The following is a 12,203-nucleotide window of genomic DNA, read 5'->3' on the forward strand; positions in this document are numbered from 1 at the left end:
CGCTACAAGGTCAGGCGACGCCCTCGAACGTCGCGCTCGGGTCCTGGTCGGCGCCGTTCGGCTCGACCACGAGCTGCAACCGCACCGGGTCGGCGGGCACGGCGAACGCCATCGTCAGCACGGTCTCCGCACCGGGCGCCACCTCGTTGACCCCGGCGCCGACGCCGTTGAGCCCCTGCACGGAGTCGCGCACCTCGGCGACGGGCTGACCGTCGACCAACGCGCGCACGGACAGCTGGCTGGTGCGGTAGGCGGTCTTGGTGCCGTTGACCACGGTCAGCGTGAACACGGCGGTGCGCGGCGACTGCGGGAACGACGTGTCGCTCGGTCTGAGCGACCGGGGCGCGGCCACGGTGACCGCCATGCCGTTGCCCCACACCCGCTGGGTGCCGAACGCCGTGAACGAGGCCGACGACGGCTCGTCGCCGCGTTGCTCGGCCACCGCGGACGGACCGGGGGGCGTGGAAATGTCGGAGGGGTCCGCACATCCCGCCATTGCCAGGCCTAGGCACACGCCGACGGCCAGTCTGGCGAACTTCACGAACCTCCCCTTCCCGCCCCGGCGGTGGGCTTGACTGCGACTGCCACCACCATGACGGTGCAGGGGGGTGCTCGGTGACCGAACAGGGGCCTTGATTCGCACCTGGTGCCTGCCTGTGGCCAAGCCGTGATGACGCACGGCTGCCCGCGTGGGCGGCGCCACACCTGGCGGCGACCACGCGGGTCGGCGGCGGCCGAGCGATCGGGCGCGGGGAGCGCCCGGAAGTTGGGGAGCGCGTCGGGGGGCGTGCGCGCTCCACTACGATCATCGCGCCCCGTGGCGGAACCGCTACACCTCTACGTCGGTCTTCACCCGTTCGGACGAACCCTGGACGGTCGAACGCCCCGCGAGATCGGCCAGCAGTTCGTAAGACCTCAGCCGGTCCGACTGCTCGGCGACCATCGTCGTCACCATCAGCTCATCCGCCCGGGTGTCCTCCAGCAGCCGTTCGAGTCCCGCCTCGACCGTCTTCGGGGAGCCGATGACCTGCGACGCGATCCGGTCGGAGAAGATCAGCCGCTCGATGTCGGTGTACGGGTAGTCGGCGGCCTCCTGGTCGGTGGCCAGCGGGCCGGGCCGCCCGCTGCGCAGCTTGACGAACGCGAGCGCGCCGGGACCGGCGATCCACTGCGCGTGCTCGTCGGTGTCGGCGACGATCACCGAGGCGCAGACCAGCGCGTAGGGCTCCGCCAGCCGTTCGGAGGGCCGGAACCGCTCGCGGTACAGGGCCAGGGCGGGCAGCGTGTTCTCCGCGCTGAAGTGGTGCGCGAACGCGAACGGCAGCCCGAGCAGACCCGCGACCTGCGCGCTGTACCCGCTCGACCCGAGCAGGAACACGTCCGGCTTGTTGCCCTCGGCGGGCATCGCGTTGAGCTCCTCGGTGCCGTTGAAGTAGCCGGTCAGCTCGCTGAGCTGCTGCGGGAAGTCGTCCACCGACAGCGGGCCGGTGGTCCGGCGCAACGCCTGCGCCGTGCGCTGGTCGGTGCCGGGCGCGCGGCCGATGCCGAGGTCGATGCGGCCCGGGTGCAGGGCGGACAGCGTGCCGAACTGCTCGGCCACGACCAGCGGCGGGTGGTTGGGCAGCATCACGCCGCCGGAGCCGACCCGCAGCGTGGTGGTGGCGTCGGCGACGTGGCCGATGAGGATCGCGGGCGAGGAGCTGGCGATGCCGGGCATGTTGTGGTGCTCGGCGAGCCAGAACCGGGTGAAGCCGAGCCGCTCGACGTGCTGGGCCAGCTCACGCGTGTGCTTGAGCGCCGTGCGCGCGTCCGTCGCCGTGGTGACCGTGGCGAGGTCGAGGGCGGACAGGGGCACGTCACGGAGTCGGGTCATGCCTTCGACCAACGCCGAAGACCCCGAATGCCTTCCTGGTGTGACGGTCGCGACACCGGGAAAGGCCCGACCCGGCGCCGGCGTTGACCAAGGTATGGACGTGGTGGTCATCGGTGCAGGTCAGGCGGGGTTGTCGGCGGCATACTTCCTCAAGCGCGCGAACCTCGACCACGTCGTGCTGGACGCGGACGCCGGTCCGGGCGGCGCGTGGCGGCACCGCTGGCCGACGTTGCGGATGGCGACCGTGCACGGCATCCACGACCTGCCGGGCATGCCGTTCGCCGAGCCGGACCCGACCGCGCCCGCCAACGAGGTGCTGCCCGCCTACTTCGCCGACTTCGAGCGCCGCAACGGCATCGAGGTGCGGCGGCCGGTGCGGGTGCACGCCGTCCGCGACCACGGCGGCCTGCTGCGCGTCGAGACCGACCGCGGCGTCTGGGAGGCCGAGGCGCTGGTCAACGCCACCGGCACGTGGACCCGCCCGTTCTGGCCCCGCTACCCCGGCCAGGAGCTGTTCCGGGGCCGTCAGCTGCACTCCTCGCAGTACCGGGGGGCCGGAGGAGTTCGCCGGGCAGCACGTCGTCGTGGTCGGCGGCGGCACGTCGGCCGTGCAGCAGTTGCTGGAGATCGACCGGCACGCCGCCCGCACCACCTGGGCGACCCGCCGTGAGCCGGAGTTCTCCGACCAGCCGTTCACGCCGGAACTCGGCCGTGCCGTGGTCGCCGAGGTGGAGGACCGCGTCCGCCGCGGCCTGCCGCCGCGCAGCGTGGTCAGCGTGACGGGCCTGAGCCTCACGCCGGCGGTTCGCGAGGCCCTGGAGACCGGAGTGCCGGCCCGGCGGCCGGTGTTCGACCGGATCACCGAGGACGGCGTGGTCTGGCCCGACGGCGCGCACGAGCGGGTCGACGCCATCCTGTGGGCGACGGGGTTCCGCGCCGCCCTCGACCACCTCGCCCCGCTGCGCCTGCGCGGACCCGGCGGCGGCATCCGGCTCGACGGCACGAGGGTCGTCGCCGACCCGCGCGTCCACCTCGTCGGCTACGGCCCGTCGGCCAGCACGGTCGGCGCCACCCGGGCGGGGCGTGCGGCGGCGAAGGAGATCAAGGCGTCGCTGTCCGGCCGACGGGCCGCTTGAGCAGCCTCGACGCCTTCTGGCCCAGCAGGTTCACCCCGACGCCCAGCTTGTACCGCAGCACGTCCAGCTGACGCACGTTGCGCCGGGCCAGGAACTCCCGGGTGGCCGCCGCGTCGAAGAACCACGGGAACAGCGACGACGGGTCGTTGAACCCCTCCCACAGCTGCTCGCCGATGTCCTCGCGGCGTGACGCGGCGAGCATCACGGTCTTCTGCTCGTCGTTGAGCGGCGCGAGCAGCCCGTTGGAGAAGTCGCTGGTGTAGCAGCCGCGCTCCCACCACTCGTCGAACCTCTCGGTCAGCCACAACGCGGTGAACGGCCCGCCGTGCGCGGTCAGCTCCTCGGCGAAGAACCGGGCCATCCGGGTGGCGTTGTTCGCGCCCTGGCCGGCCAGCGGGTCGTTGAGCACGACGGCGTCGCCGAGGCCGAGCACGTGCCGCCCGGACGGCAGCACGGCGACCGGCTTGCGCACCACCGGCACGATCTGGCCCTTGATCCAGGTCACCGGGCTGGTCGGGCGCGCGGGCCGCAGGAACGCCGACTCGTGCGGGAACAGGTCGTCCACCACGTCCTTGAGCACGGCCAAGCCCTCGTCGGCCGAGGTCACGTCGCCGAAGCGGTCCGCGCGACCGCCCGGCGCCGCCTCGACCACGATGCTGCGCGACTCGCCGACGTCCTTGTCGTGGAACGGGATCCAGAACACCTCCAGCGTGCCCGGCAGGAACGAGAACACGCCCTCCCGGTGCTCGGGCCGGGCCGCCATCTCGTAGCCGTGGATGTTGACCATGAACAGGCTGCGCTGCGGTTCCGAGTGCACCGACCGGACCGGATCGCGCTCGAACAGGCCGGTCAGCGACTTGTGCCCGGCCGTGACGACCACCAGGTCGTGTGACGCGGCCAGCCGGTCCAGGTCGTCCACGTCGACCGTGTCGATCACCACCGACGCGCCGCGCGACCCCAGCTCCTTCAGGCCGGCGGAGAACTTCAACCGCTGGTCGACGGCCAGCGCGGGCTTGCGCAGCGGCGCGTCGACCGAGAACGCCAGCGAGCGGTCCTCCGTGAACAGGTCCAGGTGGATGCGGCGCATCCGGGAGGCCTCCGGCCAGAAGTCGAGGCCCAGGTCGGCCTCGTACTCGACCTGGTCGCCGAACAGGCAGGCGGTCGGCCGGCCGCGGTCGTCGAGGTGCTCCTCGGCGGTCCGGTCGGAGTAGAGGGTGACCTGCCATCCGGCGCGCAAGAGCGCCGCCGATAACACCAAGCCCGCTTGACCTGCGCCGATGACCGCGATTGTGCCCACGGTACAGATCCTCTGCAGAGGATGTGCGATCGCCAATAGCACGATCGGGTCGACTAACCTCGATCAGGTGCACAGGGGGTTGCGCGCTGTTGCCGGATTGTTGCTGGGTTTCGGCTCCGCGCTGGTTGATCTGCTCGTCGTGGTGTTCGCCCGGAAGGCGGCCGTCGCGGTCGCCGGGCTGGAGCGGCGGCGGCTGCGGACGTTCCTCGGCATCGACAGCGCGGAGCCGACGCGCGAGCAGGCGCTGCGCTACCTGGCCGTGCGCGCGCCGGTCGGCCTGTTCGGCGGCTTCGTGCTGGCCTGGCTGTTCTACGGCCTGGCGATGGGCGTCATCGTGCTGTACCGGCTGGTCGCGGGCGGTCCGGAGAGCGGCCTGGACCGCTCCGACGACTGGACGGCCTTCCTGTGGACGGGGTTGATCGGCCTGGTCCTGCTCTACATCGAGGTGCAGGGCATCGTCGGCGTGATCGCGCTGGAGGGGAAGGTCGCCCGGCGCTGGCTCGGCCCGAGCGAGTCGGAGCTGCTGCGCCTGCGCATCGACGAGCTGGCCGCGAGCCGGGCGGGCATCGTGGCGGCCGTCGACGCCGAGCGCAGGCGCATCGAACGCGACCTGCACGACGGCGTGCAGCAACGGCTGGTCGCGCTGGGCATGCTGCTCGGCCGCGCCCGCCGCAACCCGGGCCACGCCGACGAGCTGCTCGCGCAGGCGCACGAGGAGTCCCGGCACGTCCTGGAGGACCTGCGCGAGGTGGCCTGGCGGGTGTACCCGGCGGCGCTGGACTCGTTGGGGCTGGTCGACGCGCTGGAGGCGGTGGCGGACCGGTCCTCGATCCCGGTGCGGATCACGTGCGCGCCGCTGGCCGCCGCGCCGCAGGTGGAGACCGCGGTGTACTTCGTGGTCTGCGAGGCGGTGACGAACGCGGCCAAGCACTCGGGTGCGACCATGATCGGCGTGGACATCACCGAGGAGGCGGGGGCCGTGCGCGTGCGGGTCGTGGACGACGGCGTCGGGGGAGCGGACCCGGCGGGCGGCGGGCTGGCCGGCCTGTCCCGGCGGGTGCTCGCGCTGGACGGCGCGTTCGACGTGACCAGCCCGGTCGGCGGTCCCACGGTGATCACCGCGGACGTGCCGTGCGGGTGATCCTGGCGGAGGACTCGACGTTGCTGCGCGAGGGTCTGGTGCGGTTGCTGGTCGAGGAGGGCCACGACGTGCTCGCGGCCGTCGGTGACGCGGAAGCGCTGATCAGCGCGGTGGCGGCGCACCTGCCGGACGTCGTGGTGACCGACGTGCGGATGCCGCCCACGAACTCCGACGAGGGCCTCAAGGCCGCGCTGGAGATCCGCAGGCGGTTCCCCGGCGTCGGCGTGCTGGTGCTGTCGCAGTACGTCGAGCAGCGCTACGCCGTCGACCTGCTCACCGAGCACGCCGACGGCGTGGGCTACCTGCTCAAGGACCGGGTGGTCCAGGTGGAGGAGTTCCTGGACGCGCTGCGCCGGGTCGGCGCGGGCGACGTGGCGTTCGACCCGGAGGTGGTGCGACGGCTGCTGGCCCGGACGACCCACCCGTTGGACGTGCTGACCGAGCGGGAGCGCCAGGTGTTGGCGCACATGGCCGAGGGGCACACGAACAACGCGATCGCGTCCCGGCTGCACGTGTCGCGCAGCGCGGTGGAGAAGCACATCAACTCGATCTTCGACAAGCTCGGCCTGTCCGCTGTGGACGGCTACAGCCGGCGCGTGCTGGCGATCCTGCGCTACTTGCGCGCCTGAGCCTTCTTCCTCTGGGTCAGGCGCGACACCACGAACCAGCCGACCGCCAGCACGACCAGTCCGATCACGACCTTCGACACGATCCCCATGTACTGGTCGACGAGGTGGTAGTTCGAGCCCAGCACGTACCCGGCGAGGATGAGCGCGCTGTTCCAGATCAGGCTGCCCGCCGCGGTCAGCAGCAGGAAACCGGGCAGCGGCATGCGCTCCACGCCCGCCGGGATCGAGATGAGGCTGCGGAAGATCGGCACCATCCGGCCGAAGAACACCGTCGCCTTGCCGTGCCGCGCGAACCACTCCTCGGTCCGGTCCACATCGGACACCTTGACCAGCGGTAGCCGTTGCGCGATGGCCCTGATCCGGTCACGGCCCAACAGCGCGCCGAGGTAGTACAGCGCGAGCGCGCCGGCGACCGACCCGGTGGTGGTCCACAGGATCGCGGCGAACAGGTTCATCTTGCCCTGGCTCGCGGTGAAGCCCGCCAGCGGCAGGAACAGCTCGCTCGGCAGGGGTGGGAAGAGGTTCTCCAGCGCGATCGCGATCCCGGCGCCGGGCGCGCCCAGCGCTTCCATCAGGTCGGTGACCCACGAGACGACATCCATGATCCCAAGTTACGAACGCGCCGACGCCGTCACCATGAAGCCGACCTCACACCGGGGTGTGGAAAACCTCAGTTCCCGGCGGAGGCGTGCGCGGCGAGCCCTTTCGCGTACCGCGTGATCACGGCCTGGAGCACCGTGCGGTAGAGCCACCCCGTCCCCGGTGTCTTCGGCTCGAACGACGAGTGCCAGCGGATCGCCGTCCCGTCGCCGTCCGGCGTGAGGTCGATGAACGCGTGGTAGTCGCGAATGGCGAGACCCGACAGCAGGACGTAGCCCACCCGCCGGTTCGGCGTCAGTTCGACGACCTCCTCCCTCGTGAGCGCCTTGCGGCCTTTGTTGTGGAATACCCGCACTTCGCCGACGCCATTCGCGTCACCCGCGCGTTCTCTCTCGTACCGCACCACGGGCGACCACTCGGGCCACGTCGAGCTGTCCGCGGCCAGGCGGTAAACCCGTTCCGGCGGGGCTTCGCTGTGAACTTGGACATCCACTCTCTGTACCATGCGGTACATGTACCATCTGGTACATGCCGGAACAAGGGGCCGCTCGCGAAAGACTCCTCGCCGCCGTGGTCGACCACCTGGCCGAGCACAGCCTCGGTGACCTGAGCCTGCGTCGGCTGGCCGAGGCGGTCGGCACGAGCCACCGGATGCTCATCTACCACTTCGGCTCGATGGAGGGCCTGCTGGTCGAGGTCGTGCGCGCGGTCGAGGCTCGGCAACGCGCGGTGCTGGCCTCGTTGCCGGCCGACGACCCCGCCGAGGCCGCCCGCGCGTTCTGGCGCACGCTCACCGACCCGTCCCTGCGCGCCCACGAGCGCCTGTTCTTCGAGCTGTACGCCCAAGCCGCCCAGGGCCGACCCGGCACCACCGCGCTGCTGGACGGCATCGTCACCGACTGGCTGGAACCCGTCGCGGCCATCCAGCGATCCCTCGGCCACCCGCCCGACGTCGCCGACGCCCGCGCCCGCCTGGGCCTCGCCGTCGCCCGCGGCCTGCTCCTGGACCTGGTCGCCACCGACGACCTCCCCGCCGTCAACGCCGCCATGGAGCAGTTCATCACCCTGACCACCCCGTGAGTCCAACGCTCAGAACGCGTGAGTCCTCCGTTCGCGTCGCGCGTGTCCTACGTTCGGAACACCTGAGTTGAACGCTCAGACGCCCGGCGGACGTCCGTGAGCACGTCCGAGCGTTGAATTCACGTGCTCTGAACGCAGGACTCTCGACGCCTGGGCGTAGGACTCTCGCGGGGGACGTAGGATTCGGCGGCGTGAAACGGATCCCGGTGGTGGTGGTGGCGGGGTTCCTCGGCTCCGGCAAGACGACGTTGCTCAACCACCTGCTCGGCGGCAGTCGCGGCACGCGGGTCGGGGTGGTGGTCAACGACTTCGGCGCCATCGGCATCGACGCGATGAGCGTGGCCGGTCAGGTCGACTCCACCGTCTCGCTCAGCAACGGCTGCCTGTGCTGCGCCGTGGACGTCAGCGAACTCGACGGGATGCTCGCCAAGCTCGACTCCCTGGTGGACGTCATCGTCATCGAGGCGAGCGGCCTGGCCGAACCGCAGGCCATGGCACGGATGGTGCTCGCGAGCGAGAACCCGCGCCTGACCTACGGCGGCCTGGTGCTGCTGGTCGACGCGGCGGAGTTCCCCGACGACCTGGCCAGGCACGTGCGCGTGGCTGACCTGGTGGTGCTCAACAAGGTCGACCGCGTCACGGACCCGTCGGCGCTCGCGGCCGAGGTCGACCGGCTCAAGCCCGGCGTGCCCGTGGTCCGGTCGTCGTTCGGCCGCGTCGACCCGGCCCTGCTGTTCGACCCACGTCCGCGCGAGCGGTTCGGCCAGCTGTCGTTCGAGGACCTGCTGGACGAAGAGCACGACCACGTGCGCTACGACAGCGTCGAATTCACGGGTGGCGCGATGAACCCGTTGCGGCTCATGGCTTTCCTCGACGCCCGACCCAAGGGCCTGTACCGGATCAAGGGTTTCGTGCGGTTCGACGTGCCCGGCCACCGGCAGCGGTTCGGCCTGCACACCGTCGGCGCGTTCCTGCGGTTCGAACGCTCGGCGTGGCCGGGACCGCGGCGCACCGAGCTCGTGCTGATCGGCACGGGCCTGGACGTCGCCGCGATCCGCGCCGGACTGGCCGCCTGCGAGGAACCGGACCCGGGCGCCGTGGACCCGCAGTCGATGCTCGAAGTCCTGCGCTACACCGCGTGAGCGAGCCCCCGTGGCCCCCGGCGCGGAACGCCGAGGGCCGCCGGTGGGCGACGTGGGCTCGGAGAGACTCGAACTCTCACTGGCACGGACCTAAACCGTGTGCCTCTGCCAATTGGGCTACGAGCCCGTCGTCGCAAGCTTATCGGCAGGCTTCAGCAGCCCGATGCCGAGGGACACGACGCCCGCCGCCAGGCTCAGACCGCCCACGTAGAGCAGGACGACCAGGCCGTTCGCCCGCGTCACGTCCTCGCCCATGGCGGAGAAGAAGAACCCCGCGGGCATGAGGATCGCCGCGATCGGCACGCCGAGCCGGGCCACCCAACCCCACAGCCCGCGCACGTCCGCCGCGTCGGCGAACAGCAGGCACACCAGGCTGAGGATCACCAGCACGCCGGCGTGCGCGTGACCGGCGCGGAAGAACGACTGCTGGAACTCGGTCAGCGGCACCTCGCCCTGCACCACGGTGGTCAGGAACCGACCGCCGAACTCGACGCCGACGACGCTCAGCAACAGCACGCCCGCCAACCGGCGGGACGCGAGAGACAACCGGATGGCGGCCATGACGCTCCTCCACTCGAATGGAAACAGCGTTATAAAAGCACTCGTCCGCCGGTCAGGTCAACGTGGTCGCGGCGTCTCAACTACGGTTGTGACCAAGGAGCAGGTAGGAGGAGATGTGGCCCGCGATCCCGACACCATCCAGCGCGAGATCGAGCAGGCTCGTGACGCGCTGGCCGTGACCCTCGACGAGCTGGGGACGAGGGCGAATCCCCAGCGCTTCGTCGAGTCCGGCAAGAACAGCGTGCGCGCGAAGCTCGACGAACCCAAGATCCGGTACTCGCTGATCGCGGTGGCCGTGCTCATCGGGTTCGCCTTGCTGCGCAAGCTGTTCCGCTGAAGGTGCGCTACTGCCCCTTGGCGACGAGGGGCACCAGCACCTGTTCCACCACGCGGTCGACGAAGGGCCGGTCCAGCGGGTCTCCGGTGAGCATCAACCGGTAGATCAGGGCCGCGCCCGCGATCTCGACCGCCATGCCGCGCGGCGCGTCCTGGCGGAGTTCACCGCGCTCTTCGGCGCGCTCCAGGATGCGCCGCAGCACGTCCCGCTGCGCGGTCAGGAACGTCTCGCGGAACGCCGAGGCGAGCTCGGGCTCGTGCGGCAGCTCGCCGACGAGGGCCTGCGCCGCCTTGCCGATCGGGCCGGACAGGAACGCGGCGAACGCGCTGAGGAACTCGCGCAGGTCGCCGGCGAGCGAGCCGGTGTCCGGCTCGGCCAGGTTCCGCTGCGCCAACTGCGTGCACGTGTCGATCACCAGGTCGAGCTTCGACTCCCACCGCCGGTAGATGGTCGCCTTGCCCGCACGGGCGCGCGCCGCGACGGCGTCCATCGTCAGCGCGCGGTACCCGACTTCGGCCATCACCTCCAGCGCGGCCTGTCGCAACGCGTCGTCCCGGCTGGCGTCCCTCGGTCTGCCTCGCTGCGGGGTCCGAGTCGCCCCGCTGTACACCGGTGTGGCCATTTCGCGCTCCTGTCGCCTTTGGCGGGACATCCTAGGCCGGGTGCGCCCGGAATTGGCCACAGATCATCTTCGCGGGCGCCGCGCCGCTTCGGGTTCACCCCGTCGGTGGGGGCACGAGACCCGCGCGGGTGTGCAGGTACGCCACCGAGAACGCGAGCGCGTCGCCCTCCAGCAGGTGCACGACGGCACGGGCGGAGCGCCCGATCGCGATCTCCTCCACCAGTTGGTCGGCGGCCAGCCTGGCCGCGATCAGGCCTGGTGCGGTGGCCCCGAGCTCCTTGCCGGCGGCGCGGACGGTGACCGCCCAGTCGTCGCCGTCGCGTCGGTAGTTCGCGGTGATGGGGAGTGTGGTCATGCCTTGCCTTCCGTGGTTGTTGCGCATATCTGACCGGCGTTTGGGAGTTGGTGCGGCGCCATTCCTTCGATCGTGTGAGGTCGCCTGGGAAGGCTTGGGAACCCTGTGTCCTCACCCATTCGTGGAATCGAATACGGTGCACACACCGTGCATGAGCGGTAACGCGCGGCTACCGGCCACCGATAGGCCATTTGGAGCAATGTCCCACGTCTGAGAGGTCCTGATGAGCCGTCGAGTGGTCGTCGTGGTGTGCCTGTTGCTGGGGTTGGCGTTCGCGCCGGGTGCGGCGTCGGCCGACCCGTCGTGGGAGGTGCCGGACGGGTGGGGCGACAAGGTGTGGGGTGACGTCTGCAAGCACCGCGGTGATCCGCCGTGCCACACGACGACCACGCGCACGACGACCCCCTCGACCGGCTGGACGTCCACCGGGGCGACCACGACGACGACCGACGTGTCCGGCACGTCCGCGACCTCCGTCACCACCACGGACGTCACCACCACGGACGTCGCCGGCACCACGAGCGCGGTGGTCACCTCGACGTCACACGCGGGAGCCACGACCAGCGCGGTCGGCGCCACCGCGAGCGCCGGTGCGCCGCAGGCTCCCCGCGTGGTGAGGTCGTCCACCGACCACGCGTTGGCGGCGACGGGCGCCTCTCCGCTGTGGACGGCCGTCGGCGGCCTGGTCGTGCTGCTCGGCGGCGCGGTGCTGCTGCTGTTCAGCCGCCGTCGTCGCGCCTGACCGCGCCGCTCACGTCGTGAGTCGGCTCGCCACGCCCCGCCACACGACGTCCATCACGTAGGCCGTCGCGAGCGCGGGCCCCACCTCGGGCCTGCGCTCGCACCACAGCGCGAGCCGTTCCGTCGAGCCGACCACGATCTCGGCGAACGCCTCGGCCTCCACCGCGTCCACGTCGGAGTCGAAGCTGCCGATCACGGCCGCGATCAGGTCGGTCTGCTGGCGCCGGATGCCTTCGACCTCCTCGACGGCCGACGGCACGGTGATCGCCGCCTCCTGTCGCAACAGTGCCCACGACTGCTTGTGCTCGGCGATGAACTCGAAGAACGCCATCAGGCCGCGCCGCAGGACCTCCTCGGGCCCGTCCGCGCCGGTGATCGCCTGCTGCGTGCGTTCGAGCAGCTCCGTGCGCGCCCGGTGGATGCAGCCGATGAGCAGGCCCTCCTTGGAGCCGAAGTACTCGTAGAGCATCGGCTTGGACACACCCACCCGTTCGGCGATCTCGTCCATCGACGCCGCCAGGTACCCGCGTTCGGCGAAGACGCCTTCGGCGATGTCGAGCATCTGCGCCTTGCGCTCGGCCTTGGGCATCCGCCGGCGGCGCGGCTCGGTGGTGGTCACGGAGACGAGACTACCGGAGGTAACTTACTTCGAGTAACCTACTGGAGAGTATGTAGGCTGACGTAGAGGA

Annotated in this window: 15 protein-coding genes, 1 tRNA gene and 1 pseudogene; 7 read left to right on the plus strand and 10 right to left on the minus strand. The window is 71.1% G+C overall.

Translation table 11 applies throughout. From position 1 onward, the window contains the following. Positions 1-10 precede the first annotated feature (10 nt). Both AB0H12_RS27010 and AB0H12_RS27015 read right to left on the minus strand, forming a co-directional pair. Entirely contained in the window at positions 11-541 is a 531-nt protein-coding gene (locus AB0H12_RS27010; RefSeq protein WP_499626422.1) for a hypothetical protein, read from the minus strand. 288 nt (positions 542-829) lie between these two features. Then, positions 830-1,873, minus strand: coding sequence for an LLM class flavin-dependent oxidoreductase (locus AB0H12_RS27015; RefSeq protein ID WP_499626425.1), 1,044 nt, complete (start codon positions 1,871-1,873; stop codon positions 830-832). Between the two features lie 94 nt (positions 1,874-1,967). Between AB0H12_RS27015 and AB0H12_RS27020 the strand changes: the two are divergent. After that, positions 1,968-3,009: pseudogene (locus AB0H12_RS27020) on the plus strand (FAD-dependent oxidoreductase). Here AB0H12_RS27020 and AB0H12_RS27025 read toward each other — a convergent pair. Further along, positions 2,975-4,306 carry a styrene monooxygenase/indole monooxygenase family protein gene (locus tag AB0H12_RS27025; RefSeq protein ID WP_499626426.1) on the minus strand — a complete coding sequence of 444 codons (1,332 nt, stop codon included), beginning with the start codon at positions 4,304-4,306 and terminating at the stop codon, positions 2,975-2,977. The pseudogene AB0H12_RS27020 and the gene AB0H12_RS27025 sit on opposite strands and share 35 nt — an antisense overlap. Positions 4,307-4,373: 67 nt before the next feature. Here AB0H12_RS27025 and AB0H12_RS27030 point away from each other — a divergent pair, with 67 nt between their 5' ends. Both AB0H12_RS27030 and AB0H12_RS27035 read left to right on the plus strand, forming a co-directional pair. Further along, positions 4,374-5,447 (plus strand): sensor histidine kinase, encoded by a 1,074-nt coding sequence (locus AB0H12_RS27030; RefSeq protein ID WP_499626428.1) that lies wholly within the window; start codon positions 4,374-4,376, stop codon positions 5,445-5,447. After that, positions 5,438-6,076 (plus strand): response regulator transcription factor, encoded by a 639-nt coding sequence (locus AB0H12_RS27035; RefSeq protein ID WP_499626430.1) that lies wholly within the window; start codon positions 5,438-5,440, stop codon positions 6,074-6,076. Before AB0H12_RS27030 ends, AB0H12_RS27035 begins: the two co-directional genes overlap by 10 nt. Here the strand turns inward: AB0H12_RS27035 and AB0H12_RS27040 are convergent. Beyond that, on the minus strand, positions 6,061-6,678 hold the full coding sequence (locus tag AB0H12_RS27040) for a DedA family protein (RefSeq protein ID WP_499626431.1): 618 nt from the start codon (positions 6,676-6,678) through the stop codon (positions 6,061-6,063). The two genes, AB0H12_RS27035 and AB0H12_RS27040, sit on opposite strands and share 16 nt — an antisense overlap. 68 nt (positions 6,679-6,746) lie before the next feature. Further along, positions 6,747-7,169, minus strand: a complete 423-nt coding sequence (locus AB0H12_RS27045) for an SRPBCC family protein (protein WP_499626433.1) — start codon at positions 7,167-7,169, stop codon at positions 6,747-6,749. Positions 7,170-7,204: 35 nt separating this feature from the next. Here AB0H12_RS27045 and AB0H12_RS27050 point away from each other — a divergent pair, with 35 nt between their 5' ends. Continuing rightward, positions 7,205-7,756 (plus strand): TetR/AcrR family transcriptional regulator, encoded by a 552-nt coding sequence (locus tag AB0H12_RS27050; protein ID WP_499626435.1) that lies wholly within the window; start codon positions 7,205-7,207, stop codon positions 7,754-7,756. Positions 7,757-7,947: 191 nt separating this feature from the next. Beyond that, a complete protein-coding gene (locus AB0H12_RS27055; protein WP_499626437.1) occupies positions 7,948-8,898 on the plus strand; it encodes a CobW family GTP-binding protein in 951 nt (316 codons plus the stop codon). 53 nt (positions 8,899-8,951) lie between these two features. Here the strand turns inward: AB0H12_RS27055 and AB0H12_RS27060 are convergent. Then, a tRNA-Leu gene (locus AB0H12_RS27060) sits at positions 8,952-9,025 on the minus strand. After that, the gene (locus tag AB0H12_RS27065; protein WP_499626439.1) at positions 9,016-9,459 is read right to left on the minus strand and encodes a hypothetical protein; all 444 of its coding nucleotides are present in this window, start codon (positions 9,457-9,459) and stop codon (positions 9,016-9,018) included. Before AB0H12_RS27065 ends, AB0H12_RS27060 begins: the two co-directional genes overlap by 10 nt. Before the next feature lie 115 nt (positions 9,460-9,574). Here AB0H12_RS27065 and AB0H12_RS27070 point away from each other — a divergent pair, with 115 nt between their 5' ends. Next, positions 9,575-9,796 carry a DUF3618 domain-containing protein gene (locus AB0H12_RS27070; protein ID WP_499626691.1) on the plus strand — a complete coding sequence of 74 codons (222 nt, stop codon included), beginning with the start codon at positions 9,575-9,577 and terminating at the stop codon, positions 9,794-9,796. Positions 9,797-9,803: 7 nt separating this feature from the next. Here AB0H12_RS27070 and AB0H12_RS27075 read toward each other — a convergent pair whose 3' ends face one another. After that, positions 9,804-10,418, minus strand: coding sequence for a TetR/AcrR family transcriptional regulator (locus tag AB0H12_RS27075; RefSeq protein WP_230566030.1), 615 nt, complete (start codon positions 10,416-10,418; stop codon positions 9,804-9,806). A 94-nt stretch (positions 10,419-10,512) separates the two neighbouring features. Beyond that, positions 10,513-10,773, minus strand: coding sequence for a hypothetical protein (locus AB0H12_RS27080; protein ID WP_498780016.1), 261 nt, complete (start codon positions 10,771-10,773; stop codon positions 10,513-10,515). 223 nt (positions 10,774-10,996) lie between these two features. Between AB0H12_RS27080 and AB0H12_RS27085 the strand changes: the two genes are divergently transcribed. After that, complete coding sequence (locus AB0H12_RS27085) at positions 10,997-11,515, plus strand: LPXTG cell wall anchor domain-containing protein (protein WP_499626441.1); 519 nt, start codon at positions 10,997-10,999, stop codon at positions 11,513-11,515. A gap of 9 nt (positions 11,516-11,524) precedes the next feature. Here the strand turns inward: AB0H12_RS27085 and AB0H12_RS27090 are convergent, their stop codons facing one another. Further along, positions 11,525-12,133: a TetR/AcrR family transcriptional regulator gene (locus AB0H12_RS27090; protein WP_230566027.1), complete on the minus strand. Its 609-nt coding sequence runs from the start codon at positions 12,131-12,133 to the stop codon at positions 11,525-11,527. Positions 12,134-12,203: the final 70 nt, after the last annotated feature.

The organism is Actinosynnema sp. NPDC023794 (genome assembly GCF_040639675.1).
Taxonomy (GTDB): domain Bacteria; phylum Actinomycetota; class Actinomycetes; order Mycobacteriales; family Pseudonocardiaceae; genus Actinosynnema; species Actinosynnema luteola.